The following is a 19743-nucleotide window of genomic DNA, read 5'->3' on the forward strand; positions in this document are numbered from 1 at the left end:
TTTATCCAGCGTTTTTTGCGCCCGACAATCAATGATCAGCACTGAACTCAAAACCACGATCCAGGGCGCCTACTCGCGTTTTCTCGAAGCCAAGAGCCTCAAGCCACGCTACGGCCAACGCCTGATGATCGCCGAAATCGCCAAAGTCCTCGGTGACATCGACACCGACGACGAAGGCCGGCGCAGTGGCGACCCCGCGATTGTCGCGGTGGAAGCCGGCACCGGTACCGGCAAAACCGTGGCCTACAGCCTGGCAGCGATCCCCGCCGCCAAGGCCGCTGGCAAGCGTCTGGTGATCGCCACGGCCACCGTGGCCCTGCAAGAACAGATCGTCTACAAGGATTTGCCCGACCTGATGCGCAATAGCGGGCTGAATTTCAGCTTCGCCCTGGCCAAGGGGCGGGGGCGCTACATGTGCCTGTCCAAGCTCGACATGTTGCTCCAGGAAGGTCACGCGCAAACCGCTACCGCACAGCTGTTCGAAGAAGAAGGCTTCAAGATCGAGGTCGATGAGGCCAGTCAGAAGCTGTTCACCAGCATGATCGAGAAACTTGCCGGCAATAAGTGGGACGGCGACCGCGACAGTTGGTCCACCGCGCTCGAAGACGCCGACTGGGCGCGCCTGACCACCGATCACAGCCAGTGCACCAACCGCCATTGCCCCAACTTCGGCCAGTGCGCCTTCTACAAGGCCCGCGAAGGCATGGGCAAGGTCGACGTGATCGTCACCAACCACGACATGGTCCTGGCCGACCTGGCCCTGGGCGGCGGCGCGGTTCTGCCGGACCCGCGCGACACAATCTACGTGTTCGACGAAGGTCATCACCTGCCGGACAAGGCCATCGGCCACTTCGCCCATTACACACGCTTGCGCTCCACCGCCGACTGGCTGGAGACCACCGCCAAGAACCTCACCAAATTGCTCGCCCAACACCCGCTGCCGGGGGATCTGGGCAAGTTGATCGAACAGGTGCCGGAACTGGCCCGGGAAATCAAGACCCAGCAGCAGTTCATGTTCAGTGCCTGTGAGCAAGTCGCCGACTTCAAGCCCGGCGAAGACGTCGAAGGTCGCGAGCGGCCGCGTCACCGTTTCGTCGGCGGGGTGATTCCCGAACATATGCGTGAGATGGGCATCGAGTTGAAGAAGGGCTTTGCCCGACTGACCGACCTGTTCACCCGGCTTACCGAACTGCTCAAGGAAGGCATGGACGGCGAGGTCAACATTGGCATCGCCAGCAACCAGGCCGAAGAGTGGTATCCGCTGTTCGGTAGCCTGCTGTCGCGCTCTTCGGGAAACTGGGAGTTGTGGACCGCCTTCACCGTCGAAGACCCGGAAGATAACCCGCCCATGGCCCGTTGGCTGACGCTGGCCGAAAGCGGTTCGTTGTTCGACATCGAGGTCAATGCCAGCCCGATCCTCGCGGCGGAAATGCTCCGGCGCAACTTGTGGAACGTGGCTTACGGGGCGCTGGTGACCTCGGCGACCCTGACCGCTCTCGGCACCTTCGACCGTTTCCGCATGCGCGCCGGCCTGCCGAAAACCGCCGTGACCGCCGTGGTCCCGAGCCCGTTCCATCATGCCGATGCCGGCGTATTACGGGTGCCGGACCTGAAAGCCGACCCGCGCGATGCACCGGCCCATACGGCGGCGATCATTCGCGACTTGCCGGAACTGGTCGAGGGCTCCCGTGGCACCCTGGTGCTGTTCTCCTCGCGCAAACAGATGCAGGACGTGTTCGACGGGCTGGATCGCGACTGGCGCAAGCAAGTGTTCATTCAAGGCAACCTGTCGAAGCAGGAAACCCTGAACAAGCACAAGGCGCGGGTCGATGGCGGGGATTCCAGCGTGCTGTTCGGCCTGGCGAGCTTTGCCGAAGGCGTGGATTTGCCCGGTGCCTACTGCGAGCACGTGGTGATCGCCAAGATCCCGTTCTCGGTGCCCGACGATCCGGTCGAAGCCGCGCTGGCTGAGTGGATCGAAGCCCGTGGCGGCAATCCGTTCATGGAAATCTCCGTACCGGACGCCTCGTTGAAACTGGTCCAGGCCTGCGGTCGCCTGCTGCGAACCGAAGAAGACCGCGGCACCATCACCTTGCTTGACCGTCGTTTGGTCACACAGCGCTACGGCAAAGCTATTCTCAATGCGTTGCCGCCATTTCGTCGTGAAATTTCCTGATGCGCCGGTGGGCAAATTTGCCCACCGCGTTGTCTACCTCACTGCCACTGCCTTTCCACTGGCCCATTGATGGTCGTTAGGGAGAACCACGTTCTTATGATTCGCCGTTCGTTGCCCGCCGTTTTTGCCTTGATGTTCGCAGCCCCTTTGCTGGCGGCCCCCGCCGGCCAGCAGACGCTGTTCAACTTTGTGCGTCCCGCCGACGTGGTTCAGGTGGCGACCCAGGACGCCAGCCTGCCGCAATCCAATGCGGAGCAAACGGCCGAAGGTGAAGTGTTGCGTCGCGTGACCTTCAACCCGGCTGCCCAGCCGACCTTGCGCCTGACACCGCAGACCGGTGCCTGGGACTGGTCGCAGTCGGGCGTCATGAGCCTGCGGATCCAGAGCGCGATGAACTGGGCCGTGACCTTGTACGTGAAAATCCAGAGTAACGACGGCAAGACTCTGGTCAGCCGTGTCGATCTGCCGGCCGGCCCGGCGCAGACCTTACTGGTACCGCTGCAGCCGAGTTCACCGCTGAGCCAGGGCATGAAAGCCGGCCCGCCGATGCCGATCAATTTCGAAGGGCAGCGTGTATTGCTGGCCAGCAGTACCGGTGAGCTGGACCGTAGCCAGGTGGTGTCGGTGACCTTGTCGATGGATCAGCCGAAAGTCGCCCAAAGCATTCTGCTCGAGCGCTTCGGCGTGCAGGACGGCGAGGCCGTGACCAAAGCCGCTTATGGCGGCCTGGTGGACGCTTACGGTCAATCGACCCGGGCCAAATGGCCGGAGAAGATCAGCAGCGACGAACAACTGAAATCCGCCGCTGGCAAAGAGCAGCAACAACTGAAAACCTGGCTGGCGGAGCGCGAGAAGGCGCCTCTGGACAAGTTCGGCGGCTTGAACAAAGGCCCAGAGTTCAAGGCCAGCGGCTTTTTCCGCACCGAAAAGCGTGATGGCCGCTGGTACCTGGTGACTCCGGAAGGGCATCCGTTCTATTCCCTCGGCGTCAACACCGTGACCCCGAGCGTCAACCAGACCTACGTCGCCGGGCGCGAGTGGATGTTCGAGTCCCTGCCTAAACCCGACGAACCCTTGGCCAGTCACTATGGCGAAGGCGATAACCGTGGCGGCAACGGTGTTGATCAGGGCCGAGCCTACAACGCCGGTCGTTGGTACGATTTTTATGGCGCCAACCTGCAGCGGCTGTACGGCAAACCTTGCGCACCGGGCGGAGACATTAAGGCTGGTGTTGCCGAAGCAGCCAAGGCCGAGGCGGTAGAGGCGACGGCTGAAAAGGCCGCCGAGCAATCAGCCGCGCCTGCGCCTACCGAGTCTGGAGCCGGTGTTGCCGAGGCGGCCAAGACCGGGGCTGTTGAAGCGACGGTCGAAAAGGCGGCCGCCGAACCCTGCAAAGTAACTGTCGACGAACAACGCTGGGCCAGTCATACCCTCGATCGCCTGCAAGCCTGGGGGTTCAACACCCTCGGCAACTGGAGCGCACCGGTGTTGGGTAACGCTGACCGTGTGCCGTACACCTTGCCGCTATCGATCGTCGGCGATTACGCCAGCATCAGCACTGGCACCGATTGGTGGGGCGGCATGCCTGACCCGTTCGATCCGCGTTTCGCCATGGCCACCGAACGCGCCGTGGCCATCGCCGCTCGCGACCATCGCGACGATCCGTGGCTGATCGGTTACTTCGCCGACAACGAACTGGCCTGGGCCGGTCCCGGCGATGACCCGAAGGCCCGCTATGCGCTGGCCTACGGCACCTTGAAAATGACCACCGACGTGCCGGCCAAACGCGCCTTCCTCAAGCAACTGCGCGACAAGTACCGCAACCAGGCGGGGTTGTCGAAAGCCTGGGGCATTGATCTGCCTGCCTGGGAGTTGATGGAAGACCCAGGCTTCGTGCCGCCGGAGCCGAGCGCCGAACACCCGGAAATCGAAGCCGACTTCAAATACTTCCAGAAGGTCTTCGCCGACACCTACTTCAAGACCGTTTCCGATTCGCTCAAATGGCACGCGCCGAACCAGTTGTTGCTGGGTGGTCGCTTTGCCGTCAGTTCCCCGGAGGCAGTCGAGTCCTGTGCACAATACTGCGACGTGTTGAGCTTCAACATGTACACCCTGCAACCCCAGGACGGTTACGACTTCGCCAAACTGCGCAGTCTGGACAAACCGGTGCTGATCACCGAATTCAACTTCGGCTCGGCAGATCGGGGCCCGTTCTGGGGTGGCGTGACGCAATTGGCGAAGGAGGAAGACCGCGGCACGGCTTACGCTCACTTCCTCAAACAGGCAATGAGCGAACCGTCGATTGTCGGGGTGCACTGGTTCCAGTACCTCGACCAGCCGGTGACCGGTCGTCTGCTGGATGGCGAGAACGGGCACTTCGGTCTGGTGGGCATTACTGATTTGCCGTTCCAGGGCTTTGTCGACAGTGTGCGTAAAAGCAATGTGCAGATCATCGATCAGCTTGGCAAAGAGGCGGAGAAGGCCAGCGCTGAGGCGGAAAAAGCCAGTCACGATGTCGAGGGTGGCAGGAAGGGCGAGGCAGGCAAAGGCCCGGGCAAGGGCGCAGGGCATGCGGGTGGGCATTCGGGCAATGGCCATTGATTCCTGATACACCTGTGGCGAGGGGGCTTGCCCCCGTTGGGCCGCGAAGCGGCCCCCATGCCTACAGATGCACCGCAAATACAGGTTTTTGCGACCGCTTCGCAGTCGAACGGGGGCAAGCCCCCCTCGTCACGGGGATCGCATCGTTGATGTCTGCGGCATTTCCATAACCGGGCGACCATCCGACCCGATCCTGTTCCAAATCCCTCAAGGGCTGGAACAATGCGGGCCACTTTGTAGAGCGTTTATCCGGGAGAGTTGCGGGTGCAGATTCAGGGTCATTACGAGCTTAAGTTCGAAGCGGTGCGTGAAGCGTTTGCAGCGCTGTTCGACGATCCTCAGGAACGCGGCGCGGCGTTGTGCATCCGGATCGGTGGTGAAACCGTCCTCGACCTTTGGGCCGGTACCGCCGACAAGGACGGCCATGAGGCTTGGCACAGCGATACCATCGCCAACCTGTTCTCCTGCACCAAAACCTTCACCGCCGTGACGGCGCTGCAATTGGTGGCTGAAGGCAAGCTGCAACTCGATGCCCCGGTCGCCCGCTACTGGCCCGAATTTGCCGCCGCCGGTAAAGAATCCGTGACGCTGCGCCACTTGCTCTGCCATCAGGCGGGTCTGCCGGCCTTGCGCGAGTTGCTGCCTCCTGAGGCACTTTACGACTGGCAGACCATGGTCAATGCTTTGGCCGCCGAAGCACCCTGGTGGACGCCGGGCCAAGGTCACGGTTATGCGGCAATCACCTATGGCTGGCTGATCGGTGAATTGCTGCGGCGCGCCGACGGTCGTGGGCCGGGCGAGTCCATCGTGGCGCGGGTTGCCAAGCCCTTGGGGCTGGATTTCCACGTCGGCCTGGCCGATTCAGAGTTCCATCGCGTGGCGCACATCGCCCGCAGCAAGGGCAACGTCGGCGATGTCGCGGCCCAGCGCTTGCTGCAGGTGACCATGCGCGAACCGACGGCCATGACCACTCGGGCCTTCACCAACCCGCCGTCGATCATGACCAGCACCAACAAACCGGAATGGCGGCGCATGCAGCAGCCGGCCGCCAATGGCCACGGCAACGCCCGCAGCCTGGCCGGTTTCTACGCAGGACTGCTCGATGGCAGCCTGCTGGAAAGCGAAATGCTCGACGAGCTGACCCGCGAACACAGCGTTGGCGAAGACAAGACTTTATTGACCCGGACCCGCTTCGGTCTGGGTTGCATGCTCGATCAACCGGACGTACCCAACGCCACCTACGGCCTCGGCCCACGGGCGTTCGGTCACCCGGGTGCTGGCGGCTCCATCGGTTTTGCTGATCCGGAACATGATGTGGCCTTCGGTTTTGTGACAAATACGCTGGGGCCGTACGTCTTGATGGATCCACGAGCGCAAAAGCTTGTGCGAGTACTGGCCACTTGTCTGTAAATCACGCTTAAGGGGGCCAGGGCTGGAACCCGAAAGCCTTTGTGGTTTCAAAGCGTCTGTTTAGCCGGGGGCGCCCCGGCTGACTTTTCATTACCTCATTTTGTGGATACCCAATGTCGTCCAATAAAACCCTCGCCCTGGCCCTGTGCTTCGCTATCACCGGTTGTGCACAAACCCCACAAAATGATGCCGCAGGTGGCAGCAGTTGGTGGCCGTTCGGTTCATCCGACAAGGTCGCGACTAAAGAACCCGCCCCGTCCCCGGCACCCCTGAAACCTGCTGCCGCAGTACCCGTCGCCAAGGCTGAAGCCGATGCCGGAGGCAAATGGTGGTGGCCGTTCGGCGGTAAGGAGCAGAGCACCAGCACTGCCAAAGCAGCCGTGCCGATGCCCGATCCGAAAATCACCCAAGCCTGGCTTGACGACTATGAGCCGCGCCTGCGCGAGGCGGTCAAGGGCAGCAACCTGCAACTCGAGCGCCGTGAAAATGTGCTGGTCGTCACGGCTCCGGTGGAAGGCTCGTTCAACCCGGACCGCCCGGCCATGCTGCTGCCGGTGACCCTCGCTCCGTTCACCCGTGTCGCGAAAATCCTCGAAGCCGATCCAAAGACTGCCGTGCTGGTACTCGGCCACAGTGATACGTCGGGTGCCGCACCGGCCAACGTGAAACTGAGCCAGGAACGCGCCCAGGCGGTGGCAGCGATCTTCCGTCTCAGCGGTCTGCAGCGTGATCGCCTGATGTTGCGCGGCATGGGCGGTGACGCACCGCGCGCCGCCAACGACAGTGCTGAAGGTCGCGCCTTGAACCGTCGCGTCGAGCTGTTGTTGACGCCGCAAGACACCATGGCCGCGCTGCTGAGCAAGTACAATATGCCGGCTCCGGCACCGGTAACCAAAGTCGTCGCGCAAGACGTCAAGCCAGTGGCCAAGCCTGTGACCCCGGAACCGGCTGCGAAAAAAACCGCTGCCTCGTCGAAGAAAAAGGCACCGGCCAAGAAAGCGGCCGCCAAGGCTCCAGCCAAAAAGGCACCCGCGAAAAAGACCGCACCGGCTAAAACCGCTGTCGATTCGAAGAGCGCCACCGCCACCGATGCCACAAAGCAGTGATTCATTAACCAAAAGGAATGCGCCATGACCCGGCCCTTGGCAGATATGCGTCGCGATTACACCCGAGATGGCTTGACCGAGGCGCAAGCCCCGGCCGAGCCGTTCGCACTGTTCCATCAGTGGTTTGCCGATGCGGTGAAAACCGAGCAGGTACCGGTGGAGGCGAATGCCATGACGTTGGCCACCGTCGATCAGGACGGTCGGCCGCATTGCCGCATTCTGCTGCTCAAGGGCCTGGACGAGCAGGGCTTCACCTTCTTCACCAACTACGAGAGCGACAAGGGGCAGCAATTGGCAGCCAATCCATTTGCAGCCATGACGTTCTTCTGGCCGGCCCTGGAGCGCCAGGTGCGCATCGAAGGGCGGGTGGTGAAGGTCACGCCTGAAGAGTCCGACGCCTACTACCAGGTTCGCCCTCTGGGCAGTCGTCTCGGTGCCTGGGCGTCGCCCCAGAGCCGGGTGATCGCCGATCGCGGCGAACTGGAGGCGCTGCTCAAGGACACGGAGCAGCGTTTCAGCGATAGCCAGCCGCACTGCCCCGAACACTGGGGCGGTTATCGTTTGCTACCGGAGCGCATCGAATTCTGGCAGGGCCGTCCGAGCCGTCTGCACGATCGCCTCAACTACCGCTTGCAGGGTGCTGACTGGGTGCGTGAGCGCCTGGCCCCGTAAACGGTCTACCGATCGGGATACCCTGCCGCAGCGGCCTCTAGCCACTGTGGCAGGTCCCGACGCTTGATCTTCTGCGCTTGAGCGTTCGCCAGTTGCTGGAGCATGAAGGCTCTTTTTTGTTCGTCTTTACCCGCCAGTGACAACGCCAGATCGCGGTCCCCCCAGCGTTTTATCCGCACGTACAACCACCAATGGAAGTACAAACCGGCGATGGTCGTGACGACAATGATGAAGTAATCCATGATATTCCTTGGGTCAGCGGCGCAGATTTCGTAATGTGACGCTACTGTATGGTGAGTTCGCAAAGTGCCTGTACCAGGCCTGAATGAAACCAATTTTATCCGGGCGATGCCGTGACAGGCGTCAAGCTGCGGGTTTTAATGGATACCTGTCCTATGGAGTTTGATGCTATGCGTAAGTCTGTTTTGCTGGTTGCTTCCTTTTCCACGATGGCGATGTTGCTCTCCGGTTGCCAATCGAGCCTGACCGGTGACTCCTACTCCCGTGACGAAGCGCGTCGCGTGCAGACGATTCGCATGGGCACCATCGAATCCCTGCGTCCGGTGAAAATCGAAGGCACCAAGACCCCGATCGGCAGCGCTGCGGGCGCAGTCGTGGGTGGCGTCGGCGGTAGCGCCGTCGGCGGTGGTCGCGGCAGCATCGTTGCAGCGGTCATCGGCGCTGTAGCGGGTGGCCTGGTGGGGTCGGCTGCCGAAGAAGGCCTGACCCGCACTCAAGGCGTCGAAATCACCGTGCGCGAAGACGATGGCAGCATGCGCGCCTACGTGCAGGAAGTTCAGCCAAACGAAGTGTTCCGTGTGGGGGAGCGTGTGCGGATCTCCACTGTGGGTGGGACCAGCCGCGTTTCGCACTAAGCGGGAATGTAGGGTAAAAGAAAACCCCGATCAGGTGAGCTGGTCGGGGTTTTCTTTTGGGCTGTGGAGTTGAACCAGAGCATTTACTTGCTTGCATAACAACCGAGCTGAAAATCGTATTGTGGATCGTAAAATGATCGACCGACTAATGTTTCCAGTTTTGTTATCTGCTGGGAATCAAGGTCATAGCCATAGATTTCTTCTTCAGCCTCAGTCCAACTCATTATCGCCCTCAGCTGTGCAATGCCGTCTGCCGGGACAGGCACTTCGAATACCAGCGCTTCTGTTTCTTTATCAAAAGCATAAATTACGTGGTTCACGGTTCTATCCTTCTTTTCGGATCCGCCGGCTTGTTTTGATTACCTGTTTCAGCGTCAAACTCACCCAGATGGCGACCTCGTTTGTCATACATTTCTACTGCTCCATGCTGATAATCCCATTCTAGAATTCGCCCTTCAGCCGTTCTCCAGCGCATTCGGGTGCCTCTACCTTTGACCCGAGTCTTCTGTTTTGCCGGTGTGGCATCAGGAAAAGCGGTAAGCCCGTTTGGCGCCGGATGATATTTGTGGTCCGCAACACTCACCACAATATAAACCGGCAACACCCCCGAATCCGCCGGAAACACAAGAATGAAATCCTTGTACTCCGGCGGATAAACCGGATTCACGATGATGCTGTCAGCCGCCTTCGTCGGCGGGTAAACCCAGATGTGCGGCGCTTGTGGCGCAGCTTCCAAAGCGGGGATGCCGAGGGTGCTTGAACCGTTCTCGGCCGGCGTCCAGATCAGCTCAATGCCGTCCCCGAGATCAGCCACCTGCTGACTGCCGCGCAAGGTGAACTGCACGACATCGACCATTTCCCAATCGCGGTTTTTGCCAGTGTAAAAACCGTATCCCTTGAGACGGCCATCAGCCTGTTGCTCTACCCGCAGACGCACGCGAGTGCGCGCCTGTTTGAGGGATCGCAGTTGGTCTTCGGTGTAGAGCGAGCTGTCGCCAAGGCTCGACGGCATGACCAGGGCCACCAGACCTGCCAGGGTGGCCGCAGCGGTGCTGACTGCGACGGCGGGTAATGCGGCGAACGCTGGGCCACTCAGGGCGAAGCTGCCGAAACCCACCGGAATGGCCGTACCACTGATTTTCTTCAGCGGCACGACACCGCTTTCATCGGCCTCGCGAGCGCCGAGCAGAACCAGTTCGCCGTAGTCTTTCAGGCTGTCGGTCGGAACAACGCCGGAGGGATTCGTGTAGTCGATGATTGCATCGGGCAGTTTGCAGGACTTGGCGAACACGCATCCCGCGCGGACAACGTCGTCTTTTTTCGTCGGGACCAGAACGCTGTCTTCGAAGGCCTGCTGCCTTGCGAGCATGGCGTCGTAGGCGTTTTGTCTGGCATCACGCTCGGCCAATTCGGTGGCCGTCATGAATCGGTGAGTGACGTGATGCCCCGTCACCTGACGGTGGGTTTTGTACCCGGGGGATGTCCTTGTGGCCAGCCACTGATTGTCCTTTCGCTCGTCCATCGGCAACCCCCAAAGAGGGGGCTGCGCGACGTTAACGAACGTGGCTAATCGTGACTGTAGGACGAATCCTCAATGTTGCTAAGAGTGTTCTCTATCGTTCAGGAAGGCAGCGCAGCACTCTTGCGGCTCGCCGCCGCCGTCACCGCATAACCGATCAATGCCGCCAGGATCGAGCCGGTCAGAATACCCATGCGGTCCATCCCGGCATATTCACTGGCGCCCGGCACGAAGGCCAGGGAACCGACGAACAGGCTCATGGTGAAGCCGATGCCGCAAAGGATCGCCACCCCCAAAATCTGGCCCCAGTTGGCGCCTTGGGGCAGGGCGGCGATGCCGATTTTTACCGCCAGCCAGGTCAGGCCGAAGACACCGACGGTCTTGCCCAACAGCAGGCCGACGGCGATGCCCATAGGTACATGATGGGTGAAGCTTTCGACGGTCACGCCGCTCAGGGACAAGCCAGCGTTGGCGAAGGCAAACAGCGGCAGGATGCCGTAGGCCACCCACGGATGCAGGGCATGCTCCAGGATCAGCAGCGGCGAAGGCTCGGCGTTTTTCGTGCGCAGTGGAATGCAGAAGGCCAGGGTCACACCCGCCAGCGTCGCATGCACGCCGCTCTTGAGTACGCAGACCCAAAGGATCAGCCCGATGATCATGTACGGCCCGAGTTTCACCACACCAAGTCGGTTCATTCCGATCAAGGCCGCGATGCAGGCCGCGGCCAGCGCCAGGGACAGGGTCGACAGAGCGCCGGAATAGAAGATCGCAATGATGATGATTGCGCCAAGGTCATCGATGATCGCCAGGGTCATCAGGAACAGTTTCAGCGACACTGGCACGCGTTTACCCAGCAGGGCCAGCACGCCAAGGGCGAAGGCAATGTCGGTAGCCGTCGGGATGGCCCAGCCGCTCAGGGCGGACGGGTTATCGCGGTTGAGGAACCAGTAGATCAGCGCCGGCACCACCATGCCGCCAATTGCGGCCGCGCCGGGCAGGACGATCTGCGACGGTTTCGACAGTTGGCCGTCGAGGACTTCGCGCTTCACTTCCAGGCCGATCAACAGAAAGAACAGGGCCATCAGGCCGTCGTTGATCCACAGTAGCAATGGCTTGGCGATTTTCAGCGCGCCGATCTGAGCCACCACGGGGGTGTCCAGCAGGCCGTTATAGAGCCACGACAGCGATGAGTTGTTGATGATCAGGGCCAGGACAGCTGCGGCGATCAATAGCAGACCGCTGGCAGCTTCCAACTGAAAGAAACGCGTGAACGTGCTACGCAGAGGCAAGGTCGCTCTCCATCGATGAATTCAAAAGGTGGCACACCCTAACCCGTACCGTTGGTTGTTAAAACAAAAGTTATATTCTTTTTTGTTATATACCGTTACAACGTGTCCGGTCAGCAAAGGCCTGAGCCTAGCAGTTGCCGGACGTATTGAACCCCAGCTGTATCTGTGCGTGATGTAGGTTTTTTCCTAAGCTTGTGGACTGAGCCTTGCGACAAGGCCGACTCTTGCCTGATTCAACGAGAAAACCATCATGAGCGACAACCGACAGTGGGCCCGCGAAGCCATCCGGATCATCGAAGCCGACTTCCAGCGCAGCGCTGATACCCACCTGATCCCCTTGCCGCTGCCGGGGTTGCCGGGCATCGAGTTGTACTTCAAGGATGAGTCGAGCCATCCCACCGGCAGCCTGAAACATCGGCTGGCGCGCTCGTTGTTCCTCTATGCGCTGTGTAACGGCTGGCTCAAGCCCGGTGCGCCGGTGATTGAAGCGTCCAGCGGTTCGACCGCGATTTCCGAGGCGTACTTCGCCCGGCTGCTGGGTTTGCCGTTCATTGCGGTGATGCCCGCGAGCACGTCCAAGGAAAAGATCGCGCAAATCGCTTTCTACGGTGGCAAGAGCCATCTGGTGGACGATCCGACGCAGATTTACGCTGAGTCCGAACGCCTGGCTCACGAACACGACGGGCATTTCATCGACCAGTTCACCTACGCCGAACGCGCCACCGACTGGCGAGCGAACAACAACATCGCCGAATCGATCTTCCATCAGATGCGCTTCGAGCAGCACCCGGAACCGAGCTGGCTGATTTCCAGCCCTGGCACCGGCGGCACCACCGCGACGCTGGGCCGTTACGTGCGCTATCGCCAGCATTGCACCCGTGTGCTGTGCGCCGATGCCGAGCGTTCGGTGTTTTTCGATTACTACAAGACCGGCGACGCCAGCCTGCGCCTCGATCACGGGTCACGGATTGAAGGTATTGGCCGGCCGCGTGTCGAGGCGTCGTTCCTGCCCAAAGTCATCGACGCGATGGTCAAGGTGCCGGACGCCTTGTCACTGGCAGCCATGCATTACCTGGCACAACGTTTGGGGCGACGGGTGGGTGGTTCGAGCGGGACCAACCTGATCGGCGCCTTGATGGCGGCCCAGCAGATGGCGACGGCGGGGGAGTCGGGGTCGATCGTGGCGATTCTGTGCGATGGCGGCGAGCGCTATGCCGACACCTATTACGATCAGGCCTGGCTGAAGGCCCAGGGGTATGAGTTGAGTGGTCTGATGGATGCCGTGGCGGCCAGCGTTGAGCGCGGAGAGCCGCTGCCGGCCAGCGTGTTGCGCGCCAATATCTGAGATATTTGATCGTTCCCACGCTCTGCGTGGGAACGATCATCTGGGTCAGGCTTCTAGGCCAAGGATATCCCGGGCAACCGCTTCAGCAATCCGAATCCCGTCGACACCCGCCGACAGAATCCCGCCCGCATAACCCGCGCCTTCACCCGCCGGGAACAACCCCTTCACGTTCAGGCTCTGCATCGACTCGTTACGGGTAATGCGCAGCGGCGAAGAGGTGCGCGTCTCGATCCCGGTCAACACGGCGTCGTGCAGCGAGTAGCCACGAATCTGCTTCTCGAACGCTGGCAGGGCTTCGCGAATCGCTTCGATGGCGAACGCCGGCAGGGCCAGGGCCAAATCACCCAAGGCAACGCCCGGTTTGTAGGACGGCTCGACGCTGCCCAATTCGGTGGACGGCTTGCCGGCAATGAAGTCGCCGACCAGTTGCGCCGGTGCTTCGTAGTTGCTGCCGCCCAGCACAAAGGCGTGGGATTCCAGGCGTTCCTGCAACTCGATGCCGGCCAGTGGGCCGCCCGGATAATCGACTTCCGGGGTGATGCCGACGACGATCCCGGAGTTGGCGTTGCGCTCGTTACGCGAGTATTGGCTCATGCCGTTGGTGACCACGCGGTTCGGCTCGGAGGTCGCCGCCACTACGGTGCCGCCCGGGCACATGCAGAAGCTGTAGACCGATCGACCGTTCTTGGCGTGGTGCACCAGTTTGTAGTCGGCAGCGCCGAGTTTCGGGTGGCCGGCGTATTTGCCAAGGCGCGCGCGGTCGATCAGCGACTGCGGGTGTTCGATGCGGAACCCCACCGAGAACGGCTTGGCTTCCATGTACACACCACGGCCGTGCAGCATGCGGAAGGTGTCCCGGGCGCTGTGGCCGAGGGCCAGAATCACGTGCTTCGAATGGATCTGTTCGCCGCCATGGAGTTCGACGCCCACCAGTTGGCCGTCGTCGATCAGCACATCGGTAACCCGCTGCTGGAAGCGCACTTCGCCGCCCAGGGCGCGAATCTGCTCACGCATGTTTTCCACCACACCGGTCAGACGGAACGTCCCGATGTGCGGCTTGCTGACGTAGAGGATTTCTTCCGGCGCACCGGCCTTGACGAACTCATGCAGAACCTTGCGACCGAGGAATTTCGGGTCTTTGATCTGGCTGTAGAGCTTGCCGTCGGAGAACGTTCCCGCGCCGCCTTCACCGAATTGCACGTTGGATTCGGGGTTGAGCACACTTTTACGCCACAGGCCCCAGGTGTCTTTGGTGCGCTGGCGCACTTCGGTACCGCGTTCGAGGATGATCGGCTTGAAGCCCATCTGCGCCAGCACCAGGCCGGCGAAGATCCCGCACGGGCCGAAGCCGACCACGATCGGACGCTGGCTCAGGTCGGCCGGCGCCTGGCCGACCACTTTGTAGCTGACATCCGGCGCCACGTTGACGTTACGGTCATCGGCGAACGTGCGCAGCACCGCCGCCTCATCGCGAACGTTGAGGTCGATGGTGTAGATGAAACACAGTTCGGAGGACTTTTTGCGCGCATCGTAGCTGCGCTTGAACAAGGTGAAGTCGAGCAGGTCATCACTGGCGATGCCCAGGCGCTGCACGATGGCAGGGCGCAGGTCTTCTTCGGGATGGTCGATCGGCAACTTGAGTTCGGTGATTCGTAACATGGCGGGATCCGGTTCGCGGGGCGCACAACTGCGCCAAGGCGTTTGAAGCCCGCGATTATAAGCCTCAAAGGATGATTCCCGTGAGGCTAAAACGATCAGTCGTTACGCGATCCGCCAAAATACCCGCAGCCGCGTTGCACCTGGCCGTCGATACGCAACTCGGCGCTCATGTGCTGCACGCTGCCGGTGCTGCTGTCGACGCAACGTCGCGGCGCGACCCAGAGCTCGATGCGCTGATTATTGGCTTCGGTACTGAGGTTGAAGCGGCCATCGCCCAGTTGTTCTTCAACGTACGGCAGGGCCAGGGGCGGCTGACCAGCGCGGTCGACGATCATGCCCTTGCCACTGACCTTGACGTTCCACTCCGGGCCATGGCCGGCGGCGCGCAGGATCAGCTGCTTGAAATTGGGATCGTCGCACGCCGTGCCCGAGCGCTCGACGCGGTACAGCTGCGTAAGGTCGAGTTGGCTGTCAGCACCACTGGCAACGATCCGGCCGCGCACATCGGCGAACAGCTTGCCCTGATCATCGGCCAGGGTCGCGGCCTCTTGCAGGATGCTGGTGCCAGCGATGTCATTGACCACGAAACTGCGCTGCTCATTACACGGCTGGAACAGCAGCTTGCCGTCGGCCGCCGTCAATTGGCCCTGCATGCGGGTCTGGCCCACATGGGAAGCACTTTGCCGTGGGCCATCGAGCAGTTGGCAAGCGGCGAACAACGGAAGCAGGGCAACAAGTACCAGGGAACGGGCAACACGCATCTTTGAGTCTCCAGACAAGTGTCGCCACGTTACTCAGCCTGACCGTTCATCACAACCCTGCGATGTTCTCGCTTTCCTGTGTGCGAGTCTGGTTTAGCCGACGCGGTAGGTCTGGCCGGTCTGCAGGCCTTCCACGCTTTTGGCGTAGGCCAGCGCCACCTCGGCGGCGGGAACCGGTTTGAAACCACGGAAGTACGGCGCATAGCTCCCCATGGCTTCGACCAGCACGTTCGGGCTGACCGAGTTGATGCGCAGACCGCGTGGCAGTTCGATCGCCGCCGCACGGACGAAGGCGTCGAGGGCGCCGTTGACCAGGGACGCGGAGCTGCCGGTACGAATCGGATCGTGGCTGAGGATGCCGGTGGTGAAGGTGAAAGACGCACCGTCATTGGCGAATTCCCGGCCGATCAGCAGCAGGTTGACCTGGCCCATCAGCTTGTCCCGCAAGCCGAGTTCGAAGTCTTGTGCGGTCATGGTGGCCAGCGGCACGAAGTTGACACTGCCGGCGGCGCAGATCAGTGCATCGAAGTTGCCGGTCTGTTCGAACAGTTTGCGGATCGAGGCGCTGTCACTGATGTCGACCTGGAAATCACCGCTTTTACGGCCGATACGGACGATTTTGTGGCGCTGGGACAGTTCATGGTCAATGGCCGAACCGACGGTGCCGGAGGCGCCAATCAACAGAATTTTCATCGTGCAGTTCCTCAAGTGGGTTGGATTTAAAGTTAAGTCTAGTGTGGTTTTTTTTATAAATAAGCGTGCTAATGGGCAACCTTTGGTTTTCAAATGGAAACAATCCATGAGTGAAATGGACGATCTGGCGGCGTTCGCGGTATTGATCGAGGCGGGCAGTTTCACCCTGGCCGCCCAGCAACTGGGGTGCAGCAAGGGGCAACTCTCCAAGCGCATCAGCCTGCTGGAAACGCGCTTTGGCGTGGTGTTGCTGCAACGCACCACACGTCGCTTGAGCCTGACGGCGGCGGGTGCGGCGTTGTTGCCGCAAGCCCAGGCGCTGGTGGTGCAGGTGGAGCGTGCGCGTCAGGCATTGGCACGGCTGAAAGACGACATGGCCGGCCCGGTGCGGATGACGGTGCCGGTTTCATTGGGGGAAACGTTCTTTGATGGCGCACTGCTGGAATTTTCCCGGCAGTACCCCGAGGTGCAGATCGAGCTGGAACTCAACAACCACTACCGCGACTTGTCCCGGGACGGTTTCGACCTGGCGATCCGCTCGGAAGTGGCCAACGACGAACGTCTGGTGGCCCGACCGTTGCTGGCCTGGCACGAAATGACCTGTGCCAGCCCCGCGTATCTTGAGCGATTCGGTGAGCCGCTGACGCCTCAGGCACTGGCCGAACACCGCTGCCTGCTCAACAGCCATTACAGCGGTCGCGAAGAATGGCTCTATCACCAACAGCACGAATTAACGCGGGTGCGTGTGTCAGGTCCGTTCGCCAGCAACCATTACAACCTCTTGAAGAAAGCTGCACTGACCGGTGCGGGCATTGCGCGTTTGCCGTCGTATCTGTTGCAAGAGGAATTGGCTGATGGACGTTTACGCTGGCTCCTGCGTGATTATCAGACCCGCAGCATGCCGATGTATCTGGTGCATCCGTATCAGGGCGGGTTGCCGAAGCGTACCCAAGTGCTGGCGGACTATTTGATCGGTTGGTTCAAGCGCAGTGGTGAGGCGTTGGATCGGCTTCAACGATAACGTCTCACCACACTACCTTTATGGGAGTTCTGAGGTTGGTATCAGCGGGCGTAACGCCGGGCAAGCAGGTGATCGATCGACAACTTGCCAGGTCCAGTCGCCATCAAGTACAGCAACACCGCCGCCCAGGTGCCGTGGGTCGGATACGCATCGGGGTACACGAACAGTTGAATGGTCAGGGTCATGCCCAGCAGCGCCAGGGCCGAAAAGCGCGTGGCGAAGCCGATCAGGATCAGTATCGGAAAGAAATGCTCGGCGAAGGCCGCCAGGTGCGCCGCCAGTTCCGGGGAGAGCAACGGCAGGTGATATTCGCTCTGGAATAACGGAATGGTCGAGTCCGCCAGCCTTGGCACACCGAGTTCAACGGTGCCGTCGATCAAGTCGATGGCCAGGCCTTCCACCTTGGTTTGCCCGGACTTCCAGAACACCGCGGCAATGGAAAAACGCGCGATAAAGGCGATCAGGCTGTGGGGGATTTTTTCCAGCAGCGTGATGGCGCGGGTAATGGGGTTTGTGTTCATGGCGATACCTGGTTGTGGTGTAAATGAGTGATGGCGTTGTGGCTGATCAGCAGCGCCAGGGTTTGGCTGAGATCGAAGGCCGGCGCGTTTTCCAGCGCTTGGCTCAGGGGCTGGCCGAGTCGCAGGTTCTGAATGAAGATTCTGGCGCCGTGGTCGATGGCGAAGACCTCAACCTCCAGTTCGTTACGCAGCACCAGCGCGTTTTGCCCGTGGCCGAGGTCGATCCCGGCCAGCGTCGCGTCCTGTTGATGCGCCGCCCAGATTGCGACCACGGCGAAGGCTGAAGTCAGCAGATTGAGGGAGGGATGAAGCCCAAGCGTCAGCTCGCTCAATGCCTGTGGGTCCGACAGCACGGCGGCGATTTGCTCATGGCCCAAAGGCTGCGCATCAGCGGCGTGATAGGCCTGAACGCGCAAGCGCTCCAGCCGCGCCACATCGGCCAGATAAGGCACGCTGGCTGCCGGTTCAAAATTGTCGATGAACTCGGCGAAGTCCTTGCCGTAGTCGTTGATGAGCGGGCTTTGCGGTGGGCAACTTTGCACATACAACCCTGTCATCGCCCGGAAAAATTCATCACCGACCAACTGCGTAACCACCGGATAGCTGTCGGCCAAGGCGTTGATCAGCGAGCTCTGCACATTGTTGCGATACACCGCGAAACGGCTGGCCGGATCGGCACCGTTGGCACTGAACACGCCCTCGGGGCAGGGCCGTTGCGGATCGAGCAGGGCGGCGGAAAAAGCGGCTTGAGTGCTCATGGCCGGCTCCCTGCGCGGTGCAGCAACTCATCGGCATGACGGGCTTCGGCGTGCAACACACTGAAGGCCGGTAACCGGTTGTCGCGTTCGATCAACGTGGCGATCGGGCCGACCCGCTCCAGCACCTGCGAGTACAGCGCCCACACCGCGTTATCGACGGGCGCACCGTGATCGTCGATCAGTAGTCGGTCACCAAGGCTGTCGGTGTCTTCGGCAAACCCCGCCAGATGAATCTCTCCCACCGCGTGCAGCGGCAGGGCGTCGATGTAGGCCAGCGGATCTTTTTGGTGATTGGTGCAGGAAACGTAAACGTTGTTGACGTCCAGCAGCAGGCCGCAGCCGGTGCGGTGAATGACTTCACCGATGAAGTCGGCTTCATCGATTGTCGAGTTCTGGAACGCCAGGTATGTCGCCGGGTTTTCCAGCAGCATCGGGCGTTTGAGGGTGTTCTGTACCTGATCGATGTGCTCGCAGACACGGTTCAGCGTCGGCGCATCGTAGGCCAGGGGCAGCAGGTCATTGAGAAACACCGGGCCATGGCTGGACCAGGCCAGGTGTTCGGAAAAGGAGTGGGGTTGATAGCGCTCGATCAGCGCGGCCAGCCTTTGCAGGTGCTGACCATCCAGCGGACCTTCGGCACCGATGGACAGGCCAACACCGTGCAGCGACAGCGGATACTGCTTACGGATCAATCCCAGAAAATGATGAAACGGGCCGCCGGCCACCATGTAGTTTTCGGCGTGGACTTCGAAGAAACCGATGTCCGGTTGTGCACCGAGCACTTCACGAAAGTGCTCGGTCTTGAGCCCCAGCCCGGAGCGGGGCGGGAGCCCGGAGAATGAATGGTTCATGGTCGACACTCTGGCTGGGGGACTGATTACGACTTGGCTTTGTAGGCTTCCATCTGGCCGAAACCGGTTGGCGAGGTCTTGCTCATTGTGGTGGCGCAGGTGCCCTTGGGGACGAGCTTCCAGGCGTTGGCCTGGTAGTCGGTTTTGGCGGTGCCAGCGCAAGTGGTACCAGCACCAGCGGCGCAATCGTTATGACCTTTCATGGCCACGCCGAAGCATTTTTCCATGTTGGCGTCAGCGGCATGGGCCGTGGAGACAGCGGCGATGCTCAGGGCAGAACCAAGTGCCAGAACCAGGGCGGTGGCGGACAGGGTGCGGGTGGTAGCAGTCATGATGTTTCTCCGAAATTGAGCTTGGTATGGCAAGCGTTTGTGCTTGCTTACCGCTCTAGAGAAACGACAGGGCGGGGTGTTACAGCTGACTGCAGATTTTTTTCAAAAATCCTCAAAACACCATCAATCCCCTGTGGGAGGCGCCGATAAGACA

Annotated in this window: 18 protein-coding genes and 1 pseudogene; 8 read left to right on the forward strand and 11 right to left on the reverse strand. The window is 60.9% G+C overall.

Features of this window, described 5'->3' with window-relative positions:
• The first annotated feature begins 31 nt into the window (after positions 1 to 31).
• The 5 genes from dinG to pdxH all read left to right on the forward strand — a co-directional run bounded on the left by dinG (position 32) and on the right by pdxH (position 7965).
• On the forward strand, positions 32 to 2176 hold the full coding sequence (gene dinG, locus AC07VO_RS21445) for an ATP-dependent DNA helicase DinG (protein ID WP_007935913.1): 2145 nt from the start codon (positions 32 to 34) through the stop codon (positions 2174 to 2176).
• A gap of 96 nt (positions 2177 to 2272) precedes the next feature.
• On the forward strand, positions 2273 to 4777 hold the full coding sequence (locus tag AC07VO_RS21450; protein WP_086944786.1) for a beta-galactosidase: 2505 nt from the start codon (positions 2273 to 2275) through the stop codon (positions 4775 to 4777).
• Positions 4778 to 5041: 264 nt separating this feature from the next.
• A complete protein-coding gene (locus tag AC07VO_RS21455; RefSeq protein WP_086944787.1) occupies positions 5042 to 6187 on the forward strand; it encodes a serine hydrolase domain-containing protein in 1146 nt (381 codons plus the stop codon).
• A gap of 113 nt (positions 6188 to 6300) precedes the next feature.
• On the forward strand, positions 6301 to 7293 hold the full coding sequence (locus AC07VO_RS21460) for an OmpA family protein (protein ID WP_086944788.1): 993 nt from the start codon (positions 6301 to 6303) through the stop codon (positions 7291 to 7293).
• 24 nt (positions 7294 to 7317) lie between these two features.
• The gene (gene pdxH / locus AC07VO_RS21465) at positions 7318 to 7965 is read left to right on the forward strand and encodes a pyridoxamine 5'-phosphate oxidase (RefSeq protein ID WP_018926913.1); all 648 of its coding nucleotides are present in this window, start codon (positions 7318 to 7320) and stop codon (positions 7963 to 7965) included.
• Positions 7966 to 7970: 5 nt separating this feature from the next.
• Here the strand turns inward: pdxH and AC07VO_RS21470 are convergent, their stop codons facing one another.
• Positions 7971 to 8207 carry a hypothetical protein gene (locus AC07VO_RS21470; RefSeq protein ID WP_064619929.1) on the reverse strand — a complete coding sequence of 79 codons (237 nt, stop codon included), beginning with the start codon at positions 8205 to 8207 and terminating at the stop codon, positions 7971 to 7973.
• Between the two features lie 168 nt (positions 8208 to 8375).
• On the opposite strand from AC07VO_RS21470, the gene AC07VO_RS21475 reads away from it, so the two are divergent.
• Positions 8376 to 8840, forward strand: coding sequence for an outer membrane lipoprotein (locus AC07VO_RS21475; RefSeq protein WP_018926911.1), 465 nt, complete (start codon positions 8376 to 8378; stop codon positions 8838 to 8840).
• An 83-nt stretch (positions 8841 to 8923) separates the two neighbouring features.
• Here AC07VO_RS21475 and AC07VO_RS21480 read toward each other — a convergent pair whose 3' ends face one another.
• The 3 genes and pseudogenes from AC07VO_RS21480 to nhaA all read right to left on the reverse strand — a co-directional run bounded on the left by AC07VO_RS21480 (position 8924) and on the right by nhaA (position 11648).
• The gene (locus AC07VO_RS21480) at positions 8924 to 9160 is read right to left on the reverse strand and encodes a DUF7683 domain-containing protein (RefSeq protein ID WP_018926910.1); all 237 of its coding nucleotides are present in this window, start codon (positions 9158 to 9160) and stop codon (positions 8924 to 8926) included.
• A pseudogene (locus AC07VO_RS21485) lies at positions 9157 to 10339 on the reverse strand (S-type pyocin domain-containing protein). Before AC07VO_RS21485 ends, AC07VO_RS21480 begins: the two are co-directional and overlap by 4 nt.
• Before the next feature lie 121 nt (positions 10340 to 10460).
• The gene (gene nhaA / locus AC07VO_RS21490) at positions 10461 to 11648 is read right to left on the reverse strand and encodes a Na+/H+ antiporter NhaA (RefSeq protein WP_192350781.1); all 1188 of its coding nucleotides are present in this window, start codon (positions 11646 to 11648) and stop codon (positions 10461 to 10463) included.
• 247 nt (positions 11649 to 11895) lie between these two features.
• On the opposite strand from nhaA, the gene AC07VO_RS21495 reads away from it, so the two are divergent.
• Positions 11896 to 12993, forward strand: a complete 1098-nt coding sequence (locus AC07VO_RS21495; RefSeq protein ID WP_173861174.1) for a PLP-dependent cysteine synthase family protein — start codon at positions 11896 to 11898, stop codon at positions 12991 to 12993.
• Between the two features lie 45 nt (positions 12994 to 13038).
• Here AC07VO_RS21495 and AC07VO_RS21500 read toward each other — a convergent pair whose 3' ends face one another.
• The 3 genes from AC07VO_RS21500 to AC07VO_RS21510 all read right to left on the reverse strand — a co-directional run bounded on the left by AC07VO_RS21500 (position 13039) and on the right by AC07VO_RS21510 (position 16106).
• Positions 13039 to 14652: an NAD(P)/FAD-dependent oxidoreductase gene (locus AC07VO_RS21500; RefSeq protein ID WP_018926906.1), complete on the reverse strand. Its 1614-nt coding sequence runs from the start codon at positions 14650 to 14652 to the stop codon at positions 13039 to 13041.
• A gap of 95 nt (positions 14653 to 14747) precedes the next feature.
• Positions 14748 to 15413, reverse strand: a complete 666-nt coding sequence (locus AC07VO_RS21505) for a COG3650 family protein (RefSeq protein WP_086944790.1) — start codon at positions 15411 to 15413, stop codon at positions 14748 to 14750.
• 93 nt (positions 15414 to 15506) lie between these two features.
• On the reverse strand, positions 15507 to 16106 hold the full coding sequence (locus tag AC07VO_RS21510; RefSeq protein WP_018926904.1) for a short chain dehydrogenase: 600 nt from the start codon (positions 16104 to 16106) through the stop codon (positions 15507 to 15509).
• Positions 16107 to 16212: 106 nt separating this feature from the next.
• On the opposite strand from AC07VO_RS21510, the gene AC07VO_RS21515 reads away from it, so the two are divergent.
• The gene (locus tag AC07VO_RS21515) at positions 16213 to 17127 is read left to right on the forward strand and encodes a LysR family transcriptional regulator (RefSeq protein ID WP_019580939.1); all 915 of its coding nucleotides are present in this window, start codon (positions 16213 to 16215) and stop codon (positions 17125 to 17127) included.
• Positions 17128 to 17168: 41 nt separating this feature from the next.
• On the opposite strand, the gene AC07VO_RS21520 is transcribed toward AC07VO_RS21515, so the two are convergent.
• The 4 genes from AC07VO_RS21520 to AC07VO_RS21535 are packed head-to-tail and all read right to left on the reverse strand — an operon-like array spanning position 17169 to position 19589.
• Positions 17169 to 17648: a DoxX family protein gene (locus AC07VO_RS21520; protein WP_086944791.1), complete on the reverse strand. Its 480-nt coding sequence runs from the start codon at positions 17646 to 17648 to the stop codon at positions 17169 to 17171.
• Positions 17645 to 18406, reverse strand: a complete 762-nt coding sequence (locus AC07VO_RS21525) for an HvfC/BufC N-terminal domain-containing protein (protein ID WP_086944792.1) — start codon at positions 18404 to 18406, stop codon at positions 17645 to 17647. The genes AC07VO_RS21520 and AC07VO_RS21525 overlap by 4 nt, the downstream gene beginning before the upstream one ends.
• Complete coding sequence (gene bufB / locus AC07VO_RS21530) at positions 18403 to 19257, reverse strand: MNIO family bufferin maturase (RefSeq protein WP_086944793.1); 855 nt, start codon at positions 19255 to 19257, stop codon at positions 18403 to 18405. Before bufB ends, AC07VO_RS21525 begins: the two co-directional genes overlap by 4 nt.
• 26 nt (positions 19258 to 19283) lie before the next feature.
• Complete coding sequence (locus AC07VO_RS21535; protein WP_018926899.1) at positions 19284 to 19589, reverse strand: BufA1 family periplasmic bufferin-type metallophore; 306 nt, start codon at positions 19587 to 19589, stop codon at positions 19284 to 19286.
• Positions 19590 to 19743 lie beyond the last annotated feature (154 nt).

The sequence above is a fragment of the Pseudomonas sp. GW821-FHT03E01 genome, from assembly GCF_059420765.1.

Bases quoted from the DNA above. Each gene is read 5' to 3' on its own strand.
- dinG (WP_007935913.1), top strand. From the start codon at position 32: ATGATCAGCACTGAACTCAAAACCACGATCCAGGGCGCCTACTCGCGT.
- AC07VO_RS21450 (WP_086944786.1), top strand. From the start codon at position 2,273: ATGATTCGCCGTTCGTTGCCCGCCGTTTTTGCCTTGATGTTCGCAGCC.
- AC07VO_RS21460 (WP_086944788.1), top strand. From the start codon at position 6,301: ATGTCGTCCAATAAAACCCTCGCCCTGGCCCTGTGCTTCGCTATCACC.
- pdxH (WP_018926913.1), top strand. From the start codon at position 7,318: ATGACCCGGCCCTTGGCAGATATGCGTCGCGATTACACCCGAGATGGC.
- AC07VO_RS21470 (WP_064619929.1), bottom strand. From the start codon at position 8,207: ATGGATTACTTCATCATTGTCGTCACGACCATCGCCGGTTTGTACTTC.
- AC07VO_RS21475 (WP_018926911.1), top strand. From the start codon at position 8,376: ATGCGTAAGTCTGTTTTGCTGGTTGCTTCCTTTTCCACGATGGCGATG.
- AC07VO_RS21500 (WP_018926906.1), bottom strand. From the start codon at position 14,652: ATGTTACGAATCACCGAACTCAAGTTGCCGATCGACCATCCCGAAGAA.
- AC07VO_RS21505 (WP_086944790.1), bottom strand. From the start codon at position 15,413: ATGCGTGTTGCCCGTTCCCTGGTACTTGTTGCCCTGCTTCCGTTGTTC.
- AC07VO_RS21510 (WP_018926904.1), bottom strand. From the start codon at position 16,106: ATGAAAATTCTGTTGATTGGCGCCTCCGGCACCGTCGGTTCGGCCATT.
- AC07VO_RS21515 (WP_019580939.1), top strand. From the start codon at position 16,213: ATGAGTGAAATGGACGATCTGGCGGCGTTCGCGGTATTGATCGAGGCG.
- AC07VO_RS21520 (WP_086944791.1), bottom strand. From the start codon at position 17,648: ATGAACACAAACCCCATTACCCGCGCCATCACGCTGCTGGAAAAAATC.
- AC07VO_RS21525 (WP_086944792.1), bottom strand. From the start codon at position 18,406: ATGAGCACTCAAGCCGCTTTTTCCGCCGCCCTGCTCGATCCGCAACGG.
- bufB (WP_086944793.1), bottom strand. From the start codon at position 19,257: ATGAACCATTCATTCTCCGGGCTCCCGCCCCGCTCCGGGCTGGGGCTC.
- AC07VO_RS21535 (WP_018926899.1), bottom strand. From the start codon at position 19,589: ATGACTGCTACCACCCGCACCCTGTCCGCCACCGCCCTGGTTCTGGCA.